18 protein-coding genes are annotated in these 21886 nt (G+C 51.2%); 6 read left to right on the forward strand and 12 right to left on the reverse strand.

Features of this window, described 5'->3' with window-relative positions; translation table 11 throughout:
* The first annotated feature begins 44 nt into the window (after positions 1-44).
* The 3 genes from HMPREF0494_RS03190 to HMPREF0494_RS03200 all read left to right on the forward strand — a co-directional run bounded on the left by HMPREF0494_RS03190 (position 45) and on the right by HMPREF0494_RS03200 (position 1839).
* Entirely contained in the window at positions 45-338 is a 294-nt protein-coding gene (locus HMPREF0494_RS03190) for a hypothetical protein (protein ID WP_007123492.1), read from the forward strand.
* Between the two features lie 64 nt (positions 339-402).
* Complete coding sequence (locus HMPREF0494_RS03195) at positions 403-894, forward strand: universal stress protein (protein ID WP_007123493.1); 492 nt, start codon at positions 403-405, stop codon at positions 892-894.
* A gap of 102 nt (positions 895-996) precedes the next feature.
* Positions 997-1839 (forward strand): aldo/keto reductase, encoded by an 843-nt coding sequence (locus HMPREF0494_RS03200; protein ID WP_040458716.1) that lies wholly within the window; start codon positions 997-999, stop codon positions 1837-1839.
* A gap of 166 nt (positions 1840-2005) precedes the next feature.
* On the opposite strand, the gene HMPREF0494_RS03205 is transcribed toward HMPREF0494_RS03200, so the two are convergent.
* The 7 genes from HMPREF0494_RS03205 to HMPREF0494_RS03235 all read right to left on the reverse strand — a co-directional run bounded on the left by HMPREF0494_RS03205 (position 2006) and on the right by HMPREF0494_RS03235 (position 10432).
* Positions 2006-2332, reverse strand: a complete 327-nt coding sequence (locus HMPREF0494_RS03205; protein WP_040458717.1) for a hypothetical protein — start codon at positions 2330-2332, stop codon at positions 2006-2008.
* A gap of 299 nt (positions 2333-2631) precedes the next feature.
* Positions 2632-4056: an L-arabinose isomerase gene (gene araA / locus HMPREF0494_RS03210; protein WP_007123496.1), complete on the reverse strand. Its 1425-nt coding sequence runs from the start codon at positions 4054-4056 to the stop codon at positions 2632-2634.
* Between the two features lie 192 nt (positions 4057-4248).
* A complete protein-coding gene (locus tag HMPREF0494_RS03215) occupies positions 4249-5625 on the reverse strand; it encodes a sugar porter family MFS transporter (protein WP_007123497.1) in 1377 nt (458 codons plus the stop codon).
* Between the two features lie 322 nt (positions 5626-5947).
* Positions 5948-7027, reverse strand: coding sequence for a GntR family transcriptional regulator (locus HMPREF0494_RS03220; protein ID WP_007123498.1), 1080 nt, complete (start codon positions 7025-7027; stop codon positions 5948-5950).
* A gap of 79 nt (positions 7028-7106) precedes the next feature.
* Positions 7107-7838 carry an L-ribulose-5-phosphate 4-epimerase gene (locus HMPREF0494_RS03225; protein WP_007123499.1) on the reverse strand — a complete coding sequence of 244 codons (732 nt, stop codon included), beginning with the start codon at positions 7836-7838 and terminating at the stop codon, positions 7107-7109.
* A gap of 17 nt (positions 7839-7855) precedes the next feature.
* On the reverse strand, positions 7856-9460 hold the full coding sequence (locus HMPREF0494_RS03230) for a xylulokinase (RefSeq protein ID WP_007123500.1): 1605 nt from the start codon (positions 9458-9460) through the stop codon (positions 7856-7858).
* Between the two features lie 81 nt (positions 9461-9541).
* Complete coding sequence (locus HMPREF0494_RS03235; RefSeq protein ID WP_007123501.1) at positions 9542-10432, reverse strand: ArsR/SmtB family transcription factor; 891 nt, start codon at positions 10430-10432, stop codon at positions 9542-9544.
* A gap of 350 nt (positions 10433-10782) precedes the next feature.
* Between HMPREF0494_RS03235 and HMPREF0494_RS03240 the strand changes: the two genes are divergently transcribed.
* Complete coding sequence (locus HMPREF0494_RS03240; protein WP_007123502.1) at positions 10783-11754, forward strand: glycoside hydrolase family 43 protein; 972 nt, start codon at positions 10783-10785, stop codon at positions 11752-11754.
* A gap of 9 nt (positions 11755-11763) precedes the next feature.
* Entirely contained in the window at positions 11764-13065 is a 1302-nt protein-coding gene (locus tag HMPREF0494_RS03245; protein ID WP_007123503.1) for an oligosaccharide MFS transporter, read from the forward strand.
* 99 nt (positions 13066-13164) lie between these two features.
* Here the strand turns inward: HMPREF0494_RS03245 and HMPREF0494_RS03250 are convergent, their stop codons facing one another.
* Both HMPREF0494_RS03250 and HMPREF0494_RS03255 read right to left on the reverse strand, forming a co-directional pair.
* Positions 13165-14199 (reverse strand): hypothetical protein, encoded by a 1035-nt coding sequence (locus HMPREF0494_RS03250; protein ID WP_007123504.1) that lies wholly within the window; start codon positions 14197-14199, stop codon positions 13165-13167.
* Between the two features lie 48 nt (positions 14200-14247).
* On the reverse strand, positions 14248-15135 hold the full coding sequence (locus tag HMPREF0494_RS03255; protein ID WP_007123505.1) for a 3-hydroxyacyl-CoA dehydrogenase: 888 nt from the start codon (positions 15133-15135) through the stop codon (positions 14248-14250).
* 195 nt (positions 15136-15330) lie between these two features.
* Here HMPREF0494_RS03255 and HMPREF0494_RS03260 point away from each other — a divergent pair, with 195 nt between their 5' ends.
* Complete coding sequence (locus tag HMPREF0494_RS03260) at positions 15331-16644, forward strand: APC family permease (protein WP_007123506.1); 1314 nt, start codon at positions 15331-15333, stop codon at positions 16642-16644.
* 175 nt (positions 16645-16819) lie between these two features.
* Here the strand turns inward: HMPREF0494_RS03260 and HMPREF0494_RS03265 are convergent, their stop codons facing one another.
* The 3 genes from HMPREF0494_RS03265 to HMPREF0494_RS03275 form a co-directional block, all read right to left on the reverse strand.
* The gene (locus HMPREF0494_RS03265; protein WP_040458719.1) at positions 16820-19228 is read right to left on the reverse strand and encodes a KxYKxGKxW signal peptide domain-containing protein; all 2409 of its coding nucleotides are present in this window, start codon (positions 19226-19228) and stop codon (positions 16820-16822) included.
* A gap of 237 nt (positions 19229-19465) precedes the next feature.
* Entirely contained in the window at positions 19466-20308 is an 843-nt protein-coding gene (locus HMPREF0494_RS03270) for a helix-turn-helix domain-containing protein (protein WP_007123508.1), read from the reverse strand.
* Between the two features lie 234 nt (positions 20309-20542).
* The gene (locus tag HMPREF0494_RS03275; protein WP_007123509.1) at positions 20543-21676 is read right to left on the reverse strand and encodes a D-alanine--D-alanine ligase family protein; all 1134 of its coding nucleotides are present in this window, start codon (positions 21674-21676) and stop codon (positions 20543-20545) included.
* Positions 21677-21886 lie beyond the last annotated feature (210 nt).

The following is a 21886-nucleotide window of genomic DNA, read 5'->3' on the forward strand; positions in this document are numbered from 1 at the left end:
TTTGTCACCAGCCGCTTAATTATTAAGCAAAGGATTGTTGTCGGATGCTCTTACCAATCTTAGTAACCCTCTTTGGACTAATCGCCCTGTTTGAAGGCCTCTTCTTTTTAACCCACCTCCACAAGGACTTTCTGATCCTGGAACCCACTAGCAGCCCCTTCGTCGCCCGCCAGTTAAAAATCTGGGGCATTATCTTAACCATTCTCGGACTAGTAACGATCGGGGCGGCGTGGACCAATAACATCACCTTTATCGTGGTCATGGTCGTGCTTGGCTGTATTCTGGAAACCCAGATGGCCTTTGCGGTCACCAGTGAATTTCGTGCCAAGTATCACTAGGTTCTTTACCGCCAATGGTAGAAAAGTGTATAATATTGGTAAATAAGTTTAAGGAGGCACTATTATGGCACAAACATACAAGCACATTTTGGTTCCTGTCGATGGCTCTGCAGAAGCCGAATTAGCCTTTAAGAAGGCCGTCGCCGTTGCTAAGCGGAACGGGGAAGACGCCGAATTACGCCTGTTGCACGTTGTCGACACCCGGGCGTTCCAAAATATTTCCAGCTTTGATACCTCAATGGTGGAACAGGTAACGGATACCGCTAAGAAGACGCTGGACAAGTACATCGACTACGCTAAGAAGCAAGGCGTTAAGAATGTCAACTACTCAATTGAATATGGTGCACCAAAGACCATTATCGCCCGTGATGTTCCTAAAGAAATGGGTGCTGACTTAATCATGATCGGTGCGACGGGGCTGAACGCGGTTGAACGGATCTTAATCGGTTCCGTGACCGAATACGTCACCCGGACGGCGATTTGCGATGTTCTGGTGGTTCGGACTGATTTAGACAACCACCCGATTGAAAACCCGAAGAAACACAACAAGCGCTAATCGCGTGCTAGCTTAACTTAAAATGCTTCATATTTGACGGTAGGAACCCTCCAATATGAAGCATTTTTATTTGAATTTAACAATTATGGAGGAGAGATCAACGTGAATTCAACAACCAACCTGCTGACCCTCGCCGATGGCCAGCAAATGCCGCAAGAAGGGTTTGGGCTCTACAAAGTCACCGGTCAGGTCACCATCTCTGCGGCAATTACCAACGCCTACCAGGCGGGCTACCGGTTATTTGATACCGCTCAGCTCTACCAAAACGAAGCCGAGGTGGGCCAGGCGCTCGCGGACATGCGGGTGCCCCGGGCAGAGTTATTTGTAACGACCAAGGTCGCCGAAGAGAACCAGGGCTACCAGCAAACAATCGCCTCGGTAAAGGACTCGTTGCACAAGCTCCAGCTCGACTACGTGAACCTCCTGATGATCCACTGGCCAATTGAGCGGGCCTTTTTTGACAGCTGGCAGGCCTTAATCGACCTCAAGAAGGCGGGGCTAACAAAGTCCATCGGGGTCAGCAATTTCCAAATGATCCACCTCCAGTACCTGGCAACCCAGGCCAGTGAAATGCCGGTCGTCAACCAAATCGAACGCCATCCCCGCTTAAACCAGGCCCCGTTGGTCAAATTTGACCGTGACCACCAGATTGTCACCCAGGCCTGGAGCCCGCTGGGCCGGGGCACAATCCTCGCTAACCCGGTCCTGGCCGAAATCGGCGCCCGGCACCACAAATCCCCGGCCCAAGTGGTTCTCCGCTGGCACCTGCAGAGCGGCGTGGCCTTTATCCCCAAGTCGGTCCACCAGGCCCGGATTAAACAGAATATGGAAATCTACGACTTTGAACTAAGCGCTGACGAAATGGCGAAGATCGACGGTCTTAATGATTTCCACCGAACGGGCAAGGAACCGGCCCTGGTGTACGAGTATAATAAGAAATGGTAGTCAATTGGGAAGCGTAATCAGGGGCATTCCTGATGTCCCCGTCTATGGGTACAATAGAAAATGTAAAAGGGTCCTCCAGAGCTCGGTTTACCGAACTTTAGAGGGCCCTTTTAGGCCTACTATTTAATTGTTAGCTTAGCAACGGCAGCCATCCCAGCCCCTTGATTTACTGGTGACTGACCATGGCCTTGATCCGGCGCGGCTGGTGCTGGTGCCAGTAGCCAATCCCGTTGACGTGACGGTAGTGGTCCCACTCGTGCTTTTTAATCAGAAGACGTTTCTCCGGTTCGCCCACCGGTGAAACGTCTACCTTATCCATGCAGTACAGGTACATGGCCAGCAGGATCGCATCGGAAACGATGCCGATCCCGGTGAACAGGAGGAGCACCCCGACTACGGAGAAGACCTTTTCAAACTTCGTCCACCGCCGGTAGTAAATTACCCCCTCTTGGAGACGATCCATCTCGACTGGTTTTAATTTATGAAATTTCACTGCTCCTGCCTCCTGTTTAGATTGGTTAATTTTAGTTTACACTTATCCGGACAAATATGCAAGCGGTTCCAAATGAATTAGCTAACAAAAAGGAGCTGTAACCCAACCCACGGTTAGGGACTGTAAGGCTAGCCTAGGACAGTGATTGGCACGGCACGGGCCGGTGATTGTCCGTAGGCAAATAGCCTTGCTGCGCGGCGCTAGACTCTAAGTCCCTGGGTTGCAACGCGCAGCTAGCCTATCTGGGGTCACGCGATATCTTTAAAATATTCGGAACTAAAACGGGGTGAACACGTTAACTACTTGATGTCGATCAATTCGATGCCGAACAGGTTGGCGAGAGTTGCCATCTGGTCCATCGTCAGGTTCATGGAAAGGACGGTGTGGTGACCACCACCATTGTGCATCCAGGCGGTAGCGCCCTTCTTTAAGCCGCACTTTGGCGTCCACATCTGCTTAGCAACCGGCAGGTTTGGCATTTCCTTTTCCGGCTTAGCACAGTCCACGTCGTAGGCAATAAACTTGTAGCCATCGTCGAAGTATGACAGGGTAACATCAATTCCCTCGCCTTCTGAACCGGTGAAGACCAGCCGTGCTGGGTCGGCCTTGTCACCGATGTCCAGCGGGTGAACTTCAACCCGTGGCTTGTCAGAGGCAAGAGTTGGGTCAACTTCCAGCATGTGGGAACCCATAATTGCCTGGTGACCAGCACGCAGGTCGAGGGTGTAGTCTTCCATGAAGGCCGTTTCCTTGTTTTCAGCCGCAATCTTCAGCAGACGGGAAAGACCAGCGGACTTGAAATCCCCTTCGGCACCGAAGCCGTAGCCATCAATCATCAGCAATTGAACGGCTAAGCCTGGCAGCTGTTCCAAGCCTTCCAGGTCTTGGAAGTTGGTGGTGAAGGCATCGTAACCCTTCTCGTCCAAGAAGTGCTTGATTCCCAAGTATTCACGCAGTTGGTAACGAACGGAGTGAACGTACTTGTCATGGTCGTTGTCACCTTCTACCATGTCGTAGTTATCTTCCAGCCGCTTGTACTGTTCGTCAATTTCGGCTTCGGAAACGGCGTTAACGGCAGCAACCAGTTCAGCTACTGGCCAGTAGTCAACGGTCCAGCCCAGCTTGATCTGGGCAGCAACCTTGTCACCTTCCGTAACGGCAACGTCCCGCATGGTGTCGCCGAAACGAGCAATCTTAATCTTGAAGCTCATGTCGTAGGCAATCGCCACTTTTTGCCAGTCGGCGATTTCTTCTTGGACTTCAGGGTCGTTCCACCAGCCGTAAACAATCTTTTCTGGAACCCCGAGCCGGGCATTGATGTAGTCATATTCACGGTCACCGTGGGCACTCTGGTTTAGGTTCATGTAGTCAAAGTCGATCGTATCAAATGGGATGTGGTCCAGCATTTGAGTTGCCAGGTGCAGCAATGGCTTTTGCAGCAGCTGGGTTCCGCGAATCCAGTTCTTGGCTGGGGAGAAGGTGTGCATCCAAGTCATTACCCCAGCGACCTTGTCGTTGTAATTGGCATCCTTCATAAACTTGGTAATGCTATCAGCAGTGGTGGCAACCAGCTTAAAGACTACCTTGTATGGCAGCTTGCCACTGGCGTTCAAGCCGTCAACCAGCTTGCGGCCATCCTTTTCAACCTGCTCTAAGGCTTCTGGACCATAGAGGGGTTGACTACCAACGGCAAACCAAAATTCGTAATCTGGCGTTTTTAACATAGTGAACAGATCTCCTTTATCTTAAATGATCTTGCAATCAATCTTACTAAATCGCTTACATTGTCATTATATATAATTTGTACGGATAAATCAATACATAAATCAAAGTAATCACATGAATTTTTGCTAAACAAAAAAGGCCGGTTCCCAATCAGGAACTAGCCCTTCACTTAATCAGCCAATTCGGCCAGCCTAGGCAAGCTTATCCTGCCCTGCTGCCTTCTTCTTAGCGGTCATCTTCCGCATTGAAGCTTCAATCTCTTCCAGCGACTTCCCCCGGGTTTCCAGGAAGAACTTGTTGGTAAAGATGATACAAATAACACAGATAACACCGTAAATAATGAAGGTGTTGGCGATGTCAAAGGCTGCCAGCATCGTTGGGAAGGTTAAGGAAACAACCATATCAGCGAGCCAGTTGGTTGCGGAACAAAGGGAAGTCCCCAACCCACGGATGTTCAGCGGGAAGACTTCACCGATGTAAACCCAGGTAATTGGGGCCCAGGTACATGCGTAGAAGGCGATGTAGACGGTCAGCGCAATCGCACTGACGTAGGCTGCGGCTTGCGAGCCACTGTCCATCTTCAGGATAGCGGCCATGACAAAGAGGGACAGGCCCATGCCGGCGGCACCAACCGTCAGCATCTTCTTCCGGTCAACGTGGTCCATCAAGAGCATAGCAACCACAGTTACAATTACGTTCACGATCCCGATACCGATGTGGGCCAGTAAAGCGGCGGCCACACCCCAGCCAACTTTAGTAAAGATGGTTGGCGCATAGAAAATTACTGAGTTAGAACCAATAATCTGTTGGAAAATGGCGGCACCCAAACCAGTAACCAGGGCTGGTCGAACATCGGCGCCGAATAATTCTTTCCAACCACCCTGTTTTTGGTTAGCAGAAACCTGAATTTCTTCCAGGGCGGTATCAACAGCCTGTTCATCACCCTTGTTGGTGTTCATCAGAACGGCCCGGGCTTGTTCGGTCTTGCCGATTTTAACTAAGAACCGGGGACTTTCTGGCAGGAGCAGGGCACCGAAGAAAAGAATAATAGCAGGCAGTGCAGCAAATCCCAACATCCAACGCCAACCGGTGTACATTCCTTGGAAGGTGTAGTTCAAGATGTAAGCCAGCAGGATCCCAATCATGACCATCAGCTGGAACATCGTCGCTACCGCACCGTGCATCCGTTTTGGCGCTAATTCGTGCAGGTAAGCAGGAATCAATGCGGAGGTAATCCCAACACCAATCCCTAAGATCACCCGGGTAACCAGCAGGGTCCAGTATTCTGGCGCGAATCCGGAACCCAAAGCACCAATCGTGAAGATAATCGCGGCCCAAATCAAGAGCTTCCGCCGTCCATACTTATCAAGGAACTTACTGGTCCCTAACGCCCCCAGAATGGCACCGATCAGGACGGACGAAACAACCATCCCTTGTTCCCACGAGTTCAAGCTTAACTGCTTTTGGATAAATAGAATGGCCCCAGAAACGGAAGCAATGTCGTAACCGAACAGTAAACCACCTAGCGCCCCAAAAGTATAGATAAATCCATTTGAAACTTTCCTCAATGTTGTTCACTCCTATACTTTCTTAACAAATAACAACCTCAAAACCTAGAAATCACATGTGATTATTCCTAAAATAATTTCCTTCAAGCGCTTACAAGGTAAGTATAGGCTATTTGTCCGTACAAGTCAATAAAACGGTTACAATAATTCAGACGTTTTTACAGACAAGTTGCCCATTCCCCATACAAATGCCGCTAAATCGCCATTTTGCTACTCCAACAATTACGGATTAAATTGACAATTACCATTAAAAATGCCGGTTAGCTACTTCCAATTCCACGGAAGCGCCAACCGGCACTGCTATATTTGTCTGGTTACTAATTTACTTTGTGAGGTCCTTTACAGAGTCCCGTTCAACAATCTCGGGATGGTAAACAATCGGGTCAGTCTGTTCCCCACTAATCAGCCGCAGGATCATCTCTCCGGCGTCCATCCCCATTTTATTCTTCGGGTGAACAGCGGTCGTTAAGCCTGGCAGGACATAGGCACTCAGCAGGTAATCATCAAAGCCGACGATACTAATGTCATCAGGAATCTTCATCCCCAGCGACCGGACCACGTCCATCACCTGGATCGCCAGCTGGTCATTATAACAGGCAATCGCGGTTGGCCGCTCCGCCCCTTGGAGGTGCTGGGCCAGCTTGGCAAAAATGGAGGCCACATCGTCACTTGACTGGTACATAATCACGTCGCTCAGCAGGGTCTTATCCGGGTGTTCGGTATAGGCATCCATAAAGCCCTGAAGCCTCCCGACTCCCTGCATATCATCAATCTTAAAAATGCCGAGGATTCGCTCATGGCCCTTTTCAAACAGGCTGTCGACCAGCTTGGCCTCCGTTTCCCGGTCCGCCAGGTCAATGTACGGCAGGGAGGAGTCATCATAGTGAGCATCAATAAACATTGCCGGGATATGCGATTTTTCAATCTGCTGGTAGAGGTCGCGGTTCGGGTTCGGCCGGGCACTCTGGGTCGGCTCTAAAATCAAGCCATCGACATTGCTATCCAGCATCCGCTGCAGACTGAGCCGCTCCTGGTCATGGTCGTTATGGGTATTGCCCAACAGGATCGAATAGCCCTGGCTAGAAAGGGCCCGGTCAATCCCGCTGATAATGCTGGGGAAGATGTAGTCGGCCAGGTGGGTCGTAACCACCCCGACGACCTTCTGGTTAACCGGTTGGTCATGGTTGTTGTGCCAGTCCTCGACGAACATCCCGCCACCCTGAATCCGGTAGATATAGTGCTCGTTCTCCAACTCGCCCATTGCCCGGCGAATGGTGTAGCGGCTAACCTGGTACTCCTTCATCAGCGCCGATTCTGTCGGCAGCTGATCACCCGGCTGGTACTGTCCCGAACTAATCACCTCGCGAATTTTTTCTTTAACTGTTTCATACTTGGTTGCCATGGCGTCTCCTAACTAAACCGAGCCGTGAGCCAACCTTCCCAGTTGTCCACGACTCAGTTAAATTTATTTCTAAGTATAACTAATTTTCCCGCTTGGCGTGGTCCTTGCTGTGGGCATTGTTTTGGCCGTAGTAAGCATTGGCCCCGTGTTTGCGGTAGTAGTGCTTATCCAACAGGTATTGTGGCAGGTGGTTGTCCGCCCGGGTCAGCTGCAGGGTGTGGTAGTCTTCTTCGGCGACGACTTCCAGCACCTTGGCGTTGTAAACCGCCTTGTCCGGCGTTGGTCCCCAGGCGAAGGGACCGTGCTGCATTACCAGAGCGGCAGGGGTGGCTTCGTAGTCGAGGCCCCGTTCCTTGAAGGACCGCACAATCACCTTCCCGGTGTTGCCCTCGTAGTCTTCCTCAACTTCTTCCTTGGTCAAAGCGTCAGCAGCCGGCACATCCGTGTAGAAGGTATCAGCGTGGGTCGTGTTCATCGCTGGAATATCCATGTGGGCTGCCGCAAAGGACACTGCCCATGGGGAGTGGGTGTGGACGATGCCACCAATCTTTGGGAAGTGGTTGTAAAGATAGGTGTGGGTTGGGGTGTCGCTGGATGGGTTGAGGTCCCCTTCGACCACTTCCCCGTCCAGGTTGACTACCACCATGTCAGAGGGCTTCAGGTCTTCGTAGGGAACCCCGGACGGCTTGATTACAAACAAGCCCTTCTCCCGGTCAATCCCGGACACGTTCCCCCAGGTAAAGGTGACCAGGCCTAACTTAGGCAGCTTCATGTTGGCTTCGTAGACTTCTTGTTTTAATTCTTCGAGCATCGTAATTCTCCTTTGGCTTAGTTTAACTTCATATCTTTACCGGCTTCAATTTCTGCCGGCAAAGCTGCTTTATAGTTATCGATAAACTTTTCGTAGCCCTGGACACTCTCAGGTTCAGGGTACAGGGTTGCACTCTCGCTGTCAACAAATACTTCGTCATCCAGGTAGTCTGCCAGGTTTTTACCCTTGCTATCACTGGCGTAGAGGGCTAAAACAGCCATCCCCCATGGGCCACCCTCACCAGCATTGCTCATCAGAGTAATTGGGGTGTTCAGGGCGTCCGCCAGGACCTGCTGAGCCACTACCGGGGTCTTAAACAGCCCCCCTTGGGCAATCAAAACGTCCGTCCGGATGTGCTCTTCACGCAGGAGGATGTCCATCCCGATTTTAAGGGGCGCAAAGGCGGAGTAGAGCTGGACCTTAAAGATGTTGGCCAGGGTAAAGTGGCTGTCCGGCTTGCGGACCATCATCGGCCGGCCGGATTGAACCTTGGTGATGTTTTCACCGGACAGGTAGCTGAAGTTGACCAGGCCACCAGCGTCCTGGTCACCACGCAGGGAAGTGTCAAAGAGCTTTTCGTAAAGCTGGTTGGGCGACAGGTTAACCCCTAGGGCCTTGGCAAACTGGTTAAAGACACTGGCCCAGGCGTTGATGTCAGATGAACAATTATTGGTGTGGACCATCGCTACTGGCGCCCCGTCCGGCGTCGTCACCATGTCAATGTCGCGGTGAACCTTATTCAGCTTCTGGTCGAGGACCACCATTGAGAAGGCGGAGGTCCCGGCGGAAATGTTCCCCGTCCGCTTCCGGACCGCGTTGGTGGCAACCATCCCGGTTCCGGCGTCCCCTTCTGACGGCGCAATCAGCGAACCGGCCTGCAGCTGGCCGGAAATGTCGAGCAGTTTGGCCCCCGCTTCCGTCAGCTTCCCGGCCGGCTGACCAGCTAGCAGGACTTCCGGCAGGATATCCTTAATCTGCCACGGGTACCGGGCGACCTCCGGCAGACTGGCAAACTGTTCCAGCATCTTGCCATCATAGCTCTTTGTCGCTTCATCAATTGGGAACATTCCGGAAGCGTCACCGATCCCAGTGTTCTTGTTGCCGGAGAGCCTCCAGGAAACGTAACCGTCCAGGGTGGTGATGAAGTCGATGTCCTTGACGTGGTCTTCCTTGTTCAGAATCGCCTGGTAGAGGTGGGCGACACTCCACCGTTCTGGAATATTGAAGTTAAACAGCTTCGTCAGCTTTTCGGCTGCCTCGCCGGTAATGTTGTTCCGCCAAGTCCGGAACGGTACAAGCAGGTTGCCGTCCTGGTCAAACGGCATGTAGCCGTGCATCATGGCACTGATTCCGATTGAGCCGATCTTCGTCAGCTGGATCCCGTACTGTTCGCTCACGCTGGCGGCCAAGTTGGCATAGCTGGTCTGGATTCCTTTCCAGACCTTTTCCAGCGGGTAGGTCCAAATGTTATCGCGCAGCTCGTTTTCCCAAACGAAGTCGCCGGACGCGACGACCTGGTAGTCATCAGTTACCAAGACCGCCTTGATCCGGGTCGAGCCTAATTCGATCCCCAAAGCAGTGTTGGCGCTTTCAATTTTTCCTTTAATGACACTGTTATTCACAGGAATAGCCTCCCTTGTTATTCAATCCTTAACAAGTCCATTGTAAAATATTTGTCCGTACAAATCAAACTAATTTATTGGTTAACTATAAAATAATTTCATCTGTAGGCTCTCACGGAAGTTGCCAAAGCCCTGACCGTAAATGGTGCAGCCCCCTTTATGGGTAGCCGTCTTCTTGACTTCAAAACGGAGGACAAAGCGGTCGGGGTCGTAGCTAAGGTCCGCTAGTGAAACCGGTGCCCAGGGCTGCCCATCCAGGTAGGTGCCGTGGTCGGTAATCCGGAAGGTCTTCTGGAGGCCGTACTGGTTAACGTTATTCGGCACCCAGGCCGGCGTATACTTCCCCCGGACATCCGAAAAGTCGCCCGGCGAAGTCCAAAAGCCAAGCTCGGTGCCGTTTACGGAAACCGTGATATCGGACGGCCAATTATTATTAGAAAAGGGAAACTCACTGCCCAGTTCCGCCACAATGTCAATCATCTGGAGGTGGTCAGTCTTTTTCAGGTGGTTGGGCAGCTGGTATTCGAGGTAGCCATCATTGAACCAAACCATTCCCGCCTCCATCCGGTGGGGATCCATGAAGTAGGACGGGTTGTCGACCTTGCCAATGTAGTCGGTCCGCCCTGCCATCCCGCACGAGGGCTTGACGGAGAAGTTGGTAAACTGGCCGACCGGGACCTCGGTTTTATAAACATTGAAGAGCTCATAAATGGTCTTGGGAAAGGCGACGTTGATCTTATCTACCTTAATTTTGGCAACCTTCTTATGCCCGACCTGGTTAAACTGGATAATTTCCGCCTTGGCCAGTTTTTTCAGGTGGCGGGCGGTAATGGTCGCACTCAAGCCCAAGTGCGCGGCCAGTTCCTCGATACTGAGCTGTTCCTTCGACAGCAATTGGATAATTTTCAAGCGAACGGGGCTGGCCAGTGCCTTATACACATCTAAATAGTCCTGTGAAATGGTAGTTTCCACCCTCTTCTCCTCCTTTAGCCAACCAAAAAGTTGATGTTAGGCCAGCTAACTCCGACCACGGCGATCAGGAAGCACTTCTTGCCATAAATTCTGTAATAACACTAAACAAAAGCTTCTGCCGCAGTTTAAATTCTGGATCAATGACTGCCGGTACCCGAATTCCACATTTTCAGCCAACCTTTTAGTTATCTTTTTCACTAATTATGGCACCGTTTACATGAAACTGTCAATCAATTGGTTGATTTTGGCGAAATTTGTTCAATAAATTTGCGGCAGCATCTTGAAACCCCTTTCTTCTGACGGTATCTTATGCTTGTAAAATCAATTATCTGTTTTGAGGAGGATTTCTAATGGCAGAAATCAACTACACCGCCCCGCTGATTATCCAGCGGGCGGACCCGTACATCTATCGGCACACCGACGGTTACTACTACTTCACCGCCTCGGTGCCCGCCTACAACCGGATTGAAATTCGGCGGGCGCGGACAATTGAGGGGTTGGCCCACGCCGCCCCCCGGACAATTTGGCGCAAGCATGATGAGGGGCCAATGAGCCAGCTCATCTGGGCGCCCGAACTCCACTACATCGGTGGCAAGTGGTTCGTTTACTTCGCCGCTGCCGAAACAACGGCCTTCGACGAAAACGGGATGTTCCAGCACCGGATGTTCTGTATCGAATGCGACCAGGACAACCCAATGGGCAAGGAAGAGGACTGGATCGAACGCGGCCAGGTCAAGACACCAATGGATTCGTTCTCCCTGGATGCCACGACCTTCGAGCTCAACGGTAAACTCTACTACGTTTGGGCCCAAAAAGATCCTGACATCAAGGGCAACTCCAACCTCTACATCGCGGAAATGGTCAATCCATGGACACTCAAGACCAAGCCGGTCATGCTGAGTAAACCGGAATACGACTGGGAAACCAAAGTCTTCTGGGTTAACGAAGGTCCGGCGGTCCTCCACCGCAATGGCCGTCTCTTCCTGACCTATTCCGCCAGCGCGACCGACGAAAACTACGCGATGGGGATGCTGACCTGTGCTGACGACGCCGATGTCTTAGACGCCGCCAACTGGTCTAAGTCCAAGACGCCGGTCTTCCAAAGCGACATCGCCCACGACCAATTTGGCCCCGGCCACAACTCCTTTACAGTGGCCGAAGATGGTCAGACCGACCTGATGGTTTACCACTGCCGGAACTATACCGATATCAAGGGCGACCCGCTCTACGACCCGAACCGGCACACGATCGTCAAGCCGTTCACTTACGATGCCAACGGGGTTCCTGAATTTGGCAAGCCGGTTCCATACAACTACAAATAATAGAAAGGAATGTTGATTTTGGATAAGACACAAAATAACGCTCCGCAAAAGCACCGGAGCAAGGATTTCTGGGGCTTCCCAGTCACCCACTTTAGCTACTTCTTCACCTGGGCAATCGTCTTCGGCTACCTGACCCTCTGGTTAGAGCAACAAGCGCACTTCAACGGGGTCGAGGCCGGGATGGTCTTCTCCATGATGTCCGGGATCTCACTGATTTTTCAACCAATCTTCGGGATTATTTCCGACCGGCTAGTGATGAAGAAGAACTTGGTAATCACGATTGCCGCGGCCATGATTTTAATCGGCCCTTACTTCCAATGGCTCTTTAAGCCCCTGCTGGGTGTCAACAGCATGTTTGCGGCCATCATCACCGGGATTTACCTCTCCTTCGTACTGAACGGTGGGGTTTCCGTCATCGAACAGTACGTCCAACGGGCCAGCTTGACCAACGGTTTTGAATATGGTCACTCCCGGATGGGTGGTTCCCTGGCCGGTGCCGTGGCTGCCCTGGTCGGCGGACGGCTCTTCCTCTGGAGCCCGAACTCGATTTTCTGGGCATGTACCGTTGCCGCTATTATCCTGACTTGCTGCTTCGTCTTCTCTGATAAGATTCACTGGGACAACGTTGCCGCTGCCGGTGAAGACACTTCCAACAAGCTCGACGTTAAGCAAATCGGTTCGATCTTCAAGCTCCGCAACTTCTGGATTCTCTCCTTGTTCTACATGGGAACTTCCGCGATTTACGACGTGTTTGACCAGCAATTCATCATTTTCTTCAAGTCATTCTTCCACGCCGCTGCTCAAGGAACGATTGCTTACTCCTACATGACCAGTGCCCAGACCGCGCTGGAATTCCTGCTGATGATCCCAATGCCGTGGATTATCAACAAGATTGGTTCCCGGAACGGGCTGATCTGCTACGGGGTCATCCTGACCATCCGGATCGTCGGTTCTGCCCTGGTGCCAAGCCTGCCATTCATCATCATCTTACGGTTGCTGGCCGGGCTGGAAATGCCGCTGCTGCTGGTTTCCATCATGAAGTACATCGCCGGGGCCTTTGACCTCCGTCTTTACGCCACCGTTTACGCCCTTTCGTCCAACTTTGCCAAGCAAATTTCGGTCTTCTTCTTCTCCTCCTTTGCCGGGAAACTCTACGATCAAATTGGTTTCCAACACACTTACCTGATCTTAGGGATCATCGTTGGGATCGTAACCCTGATCTGTGCCTTCACCCTGACTAAGGAAGACCCTGTTCAGGCCGGTGAAGTGAAGGAAGCAAATACAACTAATGACCAATTAACCACTGACTAATTTAACTTTTCTAACTCCTATACACCTCAAAAAAAGACCGTCCCGGTTTGCTAATTGCAAACCAGGGCGGTCTTTGAATTGAATCGATTTAGCTACCCGTCAGACCAGCGGCAGCATCGTCGGCTGGTCCAAAACGTGCTGGTAACCCGGCTGGGCGTTGACACACTGCGGAATAACGTCGACACTCGGCGCCGCACTGGTGACGTAGCTTTCGTCCAGCGGAATCATATTCTGGACCTCAACGTCAATCGTCGGAATCCCGGCAATGTGGATGTGGTTATCAATTGCCGGTTCCTTGACCACGTCGTCGCAAATCTTGTGAACGTAAACCAGGCTGACCTTCTCCTCACCACCAACGTAGCCGCTCATGATGAAGCGGTGCCCCATCATTGTACCGGTCTTGACCAGGCCAAACGCCTTGGTGTGGAGGTCATGCGGGGCGGTAAAGACTTCATGGCTGACCTTGACGTCGTCAAACTTGAAGCCCAAGCGGGCCCCCATTTCATAAACGGCGGCAATGTAGTAGGCCGCAATCCCCGCCTTTAGTTTATCCTGCGGGAACTTGTCCGGGTCCATCCCGTAGCCAAAGACCTGCACCCAGCTGGAGGTGTTATCCTGGTCGTCTTCACCGGACTGGACGGTCAGTTCATCAACGTGGTCCACCAGGTTGCACAGGTAGAGTGGCAGCTGGGAAGCATAGAAGCCCGGCAGCAAACCGCTTGGCATGAAGGTGACCCCGTTTGCCAGCGCCGCGTCATTAATCATTTTGTAGAGGTCCGGCGTCGTTACTTGCGAGTAGTACAGTGGAATCGTCGTAATACAGTTCTTCTTTGCGTTCAGTACCTTAACCATGTCCTCAGCACTCGGCGTAAAGGCACCAGTTTGCGGATCGTGCCGCAGCGGGGTGTACACCAGGACCACGTCAGCATCCAGCTTGAGGGCCGCATCGATGTCGTCCGTTACCTTGACGCCGATGTCTGGAAAGCCGAATAGCCCCGCTGCATCCTTGCCGACTTTATTAGGGTCGTTATCCACCGCGGCCACCAGCTTGACCGACTGCCGCTCACCAATCATCCGGACGGCAGCCCGGCCGACATTGCCTAATCCCCAAATAATTACCTTATACTGTCTCATGACGAACGCTTCCTTTCGTACGTTCAGCAATTAGCCATTCAAAAATTCCTATTTAAAGAAGTCCGGATCCTGGTATTCCGGGTTTGGGTAGTGGTAAAAGCCCTGCCCTGCTTCGACCCCGGTGTGGCCAGCATCAATCATCGGCTTGAGCTTATCGGCAATCTTCTTAAACAATTCATTATGAGTCTGCTCGTACTGGTTCAAAACCACCGCGTAGGTTGTCCGCAGGCCGACAATGTCTTGGATCATAAATGGTCCCAGCGGCGAGCCGTTGGAAATCATCCAGTCCTTGTCAATCGTGTGCGGGTCGGCAACCCCGTTTGCCCACAGTGCCATGGCGGCATTCAGAAGGGGTACCAGGAGCGCATTCATGATGTAGCCGTGCTGTTCCTTCTTCAGCACTACCGGCACCATCTTAATCGACCGGGCAAAGGCCACTAGTTCGTCAATGACCTCCGGCTTGGTCTGCGGATTGCCGACAATTTCGGCCACGTTGTGCTTCCAAATATGGTTGGCAAAGTGGAGGTGGGCAAAGCGGTCGGGACGGTCGGTGAAGCCCACCAGTTCGCTTGGGATAAAGGTCGATGAGTTACTCGTCAGGATCGTCTTTTCCGGCAATAACGGACACAGTTCTTCGTAGAAGACCTTCTTAATCTCCACCGATTCGGAAACGGATTCGATCACCAGGTCAGCGTCAGCCACGGTCGCCTTTAGATCGTTGCTGATACTGACGATGTTGTCCATCGCCGCCTGGTAGTCGGCCGCCGTTGCGCCGGTTTCCTTGATGAAGGGTTCCTTAATCGCCGCCAGCCGCCGTTCGGCCCGGTCAGTGTGCCGGTTCCAGATCTTGACCTGGTAGCCAAAGCGGGCCGCCTGAAAGGCAATCTGGCTCCCTAAGACCCCCGCGCCAGCAATTACTACATTCTTAATTTCCATAACAACGCCTCCTTAGTTTCTCTGCCCTTAGTTTACCATTCTTTGGAAGCGTTTCCTATTAATTCGACCAGCGGCCCTTAATTGACCATTTAATAACCAAAATAATACTCTGATGTTGCAATTGAGCACCGAAAGCCGTATGTTAAGGGTGTAGTAATTATAATTGTTTATTTTAATAGCAGTGAGGTGGGATTAATGACAAAACACAAGGGCACGAACAAAAAACTATCCTTTATTTCGATTTATTTTCTCGGCATCAACGGGGTCATTGGTTCGGGGGCCTTCCTCTTGCCCCAGGTGATCTATAAGGACATGAACCTGATGAGCGTGGCTGTCCTCCTCTGTGCGGCCCTGACCGTCAGCATGGTTGCGTTATGCTACGCTGACCTTGCCAGCCGGTTTAGCGAATCCGGAGCGGCATGGATTTATTCCTATAACGCGTTTGGCCGGTTCACGGGCTTTGAGCTCGGCATTTTTATCTGGTTCTTGGGCTGCTGTACCCTCTCGGCCGAGGTCGTGGCCCTGCTCACGACCCTGAAGAGCTTCTTGCCGGTCTTCGGCAACCCGACCGTCTATTACGGTTCCGTTTTCGGCCTGATTATTCTCTTTTCCATTATTAATTTCTTCGGCCGCAGTCTGGTCACACTGGTGGATAATGCTTCCTCGGCCGCAAAGATGATTACGATCCTCGTCTTCATTATCATCGGGGCCTTTACCATCCACCTGGCCCACTTTTCGCCGGTAATCCCGGCGGCGGCCATGGCGGGTCCCAAGCCGCTGCTGACCCACTTTGGGGCCGCCTTTAGCGTTGTCTTCTACCTATTTACCGGCTTCTCCTTCCTGCCGATCGCAGCTGAGCAGATGAATAACCCGGAGAAGAACATCCCCCGGGTCCTGATCGCGGTGATGGTCAGCGTGACCATTTTGTACGCGCTGATGATGCTGGTGGCCATCGGCATTTTGGGCACCCGAATGACGGAGTTCAGCACCCCAATTGCTAACGCCTTTAAGGCCGGTGTCGGCGAATGGGGCTACATCCTGGTAATTGTCGGGATGCTGATTAGTATTTTTGGCGTCGCCTTCACCGCGTCGTTTAACACCCCTTCACTGATTGCTTCCCTGGCTGACCAGCACGCGATGCTGCCAAAGTTCATTGGCAAAAAGAACCGCTACAACGCCCCCTGGGTCGGGATCATTCTGACCGCGATCGTGTCGGGACTATTGGTTACCCAATCCTACCTATTCTTGGTTTCGTGCATCGTTCTCGCCTCGTTTGTCCAATACGTGCCGACCATCTTTGCTGATATCAAGTTCTTGCACAACAATCAATTTCCCGCCCACGGCTTTAAGCTTCCTGGCAAGTACACGATTCCCGTCCTCGCCCTGCTGATTTCCTTTTACATGGTCACCAACTTTACCGCCAAGACGATTATCGTCGGCGCTGGGGTTGCCATTTTGGCGGGAATCGCCTACTTCTTCATTCAACGGGACAAGGAAAAGCGCCATTAACGTAATCTGTGACATCGGTCTTTTTACACAGTGAAAACACGAATAGCACGGTACACAAAACAATGGGCTTCAGTGCTCGGCAAAAGCCGAACTCTGAAGCCCATTCGTGCTCTCTGAAAACTATCTGCGCGGCGAAGAACTAAGTCGTAACCGACTCCCGCATTCTACAAAAAAATTAATTAAAGAAGTCGTGACCATCACCGTAGTTGGCCATGTCCTGGTTGATTTGGCCCAGGTAGTAGGATTGCTGAACAGCGTTATTGCCATATTCGTCAGTGGCGTAGCGGCTAATCAGGGTGTAGCGGTGACCAAAGGCAAACTGCGGTGTCTGCAGGCCAATCTTAAAGCCCGATTCGCCAGCATTCTGGTACTGGCTGCCATACAGGCGGGCAATATCTGGGCGGCTCGTTTCCTGGGCCGGCAACATCGGGTTCGCGTAGGTCGCACCGCCAACCTGCTGACCAGTCGTATTGTCAATTAGCATGATGTCGTGGTACGGGCGGCCAGCCGCGGCATTGCTGGCGTGCCAGCCACTAACAAAGAAGCAAATCCGGTTCGGGTTATCGTAGCCCAGGGCCGGGTTGATGTAAACTGCCCACTTGTCAAGTGCACCGACCCCATCACCGGTCCCCCGGACAGTCCGGGAAGTTGGTTGGGCCGCCGTGAATGTCTGCGGGGCAAACCAGTAGTCCGTCGCATTGCCGTTACCAGCTGGGTCAGTAGTCCAGCGACTAACGATTGCGAGCCGGTGTCCATCAAGCTGGGCCGGATCAAAGGCAAAGCTGACGTTGAAGCCGGACTCCCCAGCATTCAGAATCGTTGGGAAGGCCCGAGCGACGTCGGGACGGCTGACAACGTAATTATCAGCATCTGAGAGCTTGACCCGTTGAATTTCAGAACCGGTGGTGTTATCAAAAAGGATCAGCCAGTGACTGCCTTCGGTCACACTCCGGCCCGCAGCGTGCCAGCCGACAACGTTCAGCTGGATATTACCATTCCATGAGTTAGTACTCAAATGGTAGCCATCCAGGCTGGCCTTATTGGCATTCAGGTCGGTGACCGGGTTGAGATTGTTGAAGTAGTAATCCTGGTACTGACCATTGCCGGCCGGGTCGTTACTAAAGCGGGCAATCACCGTCAGACGGTCCCCGTAAGCGTAGGTTGGGATGTCCACGTCGGCGATAAAGCCAGCCGCTTGGCGCCCATTGGTGTTCGGGTAGAGGCGGTCAACGTCGGGACGGTCAACCAACTGCGCTTGGGCCCGGCCAACCTCCCGCCCATTGTCCAGCACGATGATATACGGGTACTGGTAGTCAGCACTAGCGGAAGAAACGTGCCAGCCGGCCAGGTGAAGCTTGCCATTTTGCGCGGAGTAGCTGTCCAGCCAGCCATTGTTTTGGCTGAGGTCAACGGGACGGTTAGGTTGCTCTCGTACCACTTGTACCGTAAATTGACTGTCTGAATCGCCAAGAGCAATTAGAATCGAACCCGACTGTTCAAGTTTATAACCAGTCGGAATAGTCAAGTTTCCCGCAATGAATTGTTGGCCTGGCTGGCCTGTTAGTGTTTGCGTACCCACTATTTGACCGTCAGTATCCACATAATTGACCTGCTCATGAACTGTTGTCGGCTGAGCAGTATCTTTGATAACCAGAACATTTACACTATCGTTATGACTACTGAGTTTAAATGTCCGTTGCGAGTCATCTGCATAGTGGTAGCCAGCGGGAGTTAATTTAACTTCCTTAGTGACATCCTGGTTATACTTACCAGCATACTGTTTAGTTCCTATAATATTACCAGCTTGGTCAACATACGTGATAGTCAATAAATAGGTCTGATTCTTTAACTCTTCCTGATGCTTTTGCATTTCTGCTAGTTGTTGTTTTTTCAACGAAGAAAATTGATTTAGCAAACTAGCAAGATAGTATTTTTCATTTGGTAATTTGGCTAATACTGCTTCTGCTTTATTGAAAAATTCATTACTCTGATTATATACTTGCTCCTTGAGTTTGTAAGCGCGTTGGGCAATTTCATATTTTTTCAACCAAGCATTAAACTCCTCCGAGGTCCCATGCTCATCATTAAAATACTGTTGCTGTGCAGCATCAGCTTGAGATTGCGCCTCTTTATATTTTGCATCTAATTCTGGCAAAGCTTGCTTTGCGTCATTCTCCTTTTGCTTAAAAGATTTATAAGTCGCTTCATCTTTACTGATTAATGCTTTTTGCTGATCAATAGCCTTCTGTGTGGCATCGATTTTTGCCAGTAATTCATCGCTAACCCCATCATTAGAGTCATCCACTCTGTCTTCCTGACCATTGCTTCCATCATTTTGCGCAGTAGCCTGAGGTGCAACCGGTACAGGCTGGTTATTAGTCGCCGCGGTACTTCCCGTCTCCTCGTCATTCCCAGTTGTCGTTACCGCATTCTGCTGAACGGCTACCGTGTTCTGACCCTCGTCGGTTGTCGTGTCCGCGTGGGCCGTGGTAGTTGCCAAGGCAGTCCCGGCAGCGACCGCAAACAGGGTTACGACCAGCCAGTTCTTGCCGGCCTTATATAGTTTCTTATGTTCTTTTGCCATTAAAAATCTCCCCATCTCCGAAGTAAAATAACACCACTTATTTTAGCTCAATCTACTAAAGCCACGTTTCATTCAACGGTAGCACGGTGCATTAAATGGGTCTTTTTTAAATTCAAAAAGCAGCCGAGAGATATTTCTCGACCGCTTGGTTTAGGTTATCATTATAATTATTGAAACACCAGCATATTACTTCACATAAAAAAGCCAGGCGACAAATTTATCTCCTGGCTAAAAGGGTTAATCTAATTTGGCGAGTTCTTCAATAATGTGTTCTTCGTTAATCTTGCCGTGGCGGGCAATGCTGAGGCTCTTCGCCACTTCCAGCGCCTGCTTAGCCTTGTCCTTTTCATCCAGGGCGATGTAGGCCCGACCCACGTACAAGTATAGCTGGTCAAGGATGAAGAGCGAATCCCGGTCCCGACAGAGCTGGATCCCCCGCTGGGCACTCGCCAGCGCCTTTTCCGGCTCGTCCAGCCGCCAATAGAGTTCCGCAATCTGGCAATTAATTGATGCCCACTGGTGCAAACTACCGATCAGCTTTTTATTGTCGATTAACTTAACCGCCCGGTCAGTCAACCGCACCGCCCGGTCATGGTCGTCACGTTTCAGGTAGGCCAACGCCATCCCCGCCGTGGTCATCGCCAGGTAGATGTTGGCACTAGTCGTTGCGAACTGGGTTAAAACAAGTTCAAAGTTAAAGATCGCATCATCAACCTGGTCCTGGCTAATCTGCACCATCCCGAGCAGGTAGTAGTAGCGCTGCTTATCAAAGTCGCTGTTCAAGCTTTTGATGCTAATTTTTTCAATCAGCTGCTTGGCCAAGTCGTATTCATGGTCAGTCAGGGCGTCAATAATCTGGTTAAAGGTATCATTAACCCCGCTCACTTCATTTTCCACGATCCGGTCCGGCTGGATGTTGAGACGCTCACAAATTGCCGTCAGAATATCCATTTTGGGCAGCCGGTTCTGCTTCTCCATTAAACTAATCGTCGCTTGGGTACAAATCCCTTCAGCTAACGCCGTTTGCGATAACCCCCTCTTGCGGCGAATTTGTTTTAACACATCTCCACGTAGTTTCATTGGTTACCATCCTCGATTATTATTTTTATTGTCCTTTTAGTCCACTAATCATCGCTGCTTAGACTATCCTTCACCAATAATTATATCACTAATTATAATGATTTTCATAAAAACTGCCTGCCCGTCTGAAAAGGATTAACTATTGAAGAGTAAGCAGGCCATCTTTTATTTTATAACTATGAATTGTTTTGTCAACTCAGGATTGGAATATTGACTAATCGGACAATCTATGAATTAGTCGTTGTACTTCTTTTGGCCAACGTGTTCCGTCCCCAGCTCACGGAAGTCGTACTTAATTTGGCGATTACGGTCAAACTCCGCTAAGCCAAGCTCAATCAGGCGGTCGATCAGGTCCGAATACGAAATCCCCGACACTTCCCACATCTGCGGGTACAGGCTGATGTTAGTAAAGCCCGGCAGGGTGTTCGGCTCGCTCAGGTACGGAATGTTATTGGAATCAACCAGGAAGTCAATCCGCGACAAGCCCTTCATCCCCAAGACCCGGTAGGCCTTCAACGCCATCTCCGTAATCTCGTCAGTCAAGTACTGCGGCAGCTTAACCGGCAGTTCAAAGACCACGCCGCTGGCATCGACAAACTTGTTTTCGTAGTCATAGAAAGGATCGTCCTTCGGTACCCGAACGGCCCCCAGCTTGGAAGCTACCGGATGTTCATTGCCTAAGATGGAAATTTCAATCTCCTGCGGCCGGTCCAGACCCTTTTCTGCCAAAACTTTAAAGTCGTACTTGAAGGCGTCCTTCAGTGCCGCGGCGTACTCCTCAGCGTTGGTCACCCGATGAATTCCGACGGACGAGCCTTGCCGAGCCGGCTTGATAAAGATCAGGTTGCCGAGTTCCTCCTCCAAGCGGCCCCAAGAATATTCAGCCTGGTTTTCCGGCGTCAAAAGGACGTACGGGGTATTCCGGATTCCGGCCTCGTTCAGCATCTTCTTGGTGAGGTCCTTATCAAAGGAGAGGGCACTGGCGGAAATGCCAGAACCAACGTACGGCTTCTTCAACAGCTTAAACAACCCTTGGACGGTCCCGTCTTCACCCAGGTTACCGTGGATGACCGGGTAGAAGAAGTCGATTGCTTCCAGCTCGTTTAGGGCCATGATTGGGGCCAGCGGCCGGTCGAGGTCCATGTGCTGGTAAGCATCCGCCACGACCTGGTCTTCGGGCTCCCCGTCAAAGATCCGCTGGGAATAGGCGTTATCCAGCAGGATCCCGTCCTTGGTGAACATAAATAGGCTGACATCATACTTATCCTTGTCCATGGCATCATAAATATTATGTGCTGACCGTTTAGAAACATCATGCTCAGATGAATTGCCACCAAACAATAACGCAACCCGTAATTTCTTTGTCATTTGAAATACCACCTTAATTAAATATTGTTATTACTTCAAACCGATTTCCTCGAACCATAAGTATAGCATGAAACGGATTCTAGACCAAGCTGTAATATTAACGGTAATTAAAAGGAAGCTGTGACACAACCCACGGTTAGGGACTGTAAGGCTAGCCCATCTGGGGTCGCGTGATTATCTTTAAAATATTCGGAACTAAGACGAGAGACT

Origin of the sequence: Limosilactobacillus antri DSM 16041, from assembly GCF_000160835.1 — a bacterium.
GTDB classification, from domain to species: Bacteria; Bacillota; Bacilli; order Lactobacillales; family Lactobacillaceae; genus Limosilactobacillus; species Limosilactobacillus antri.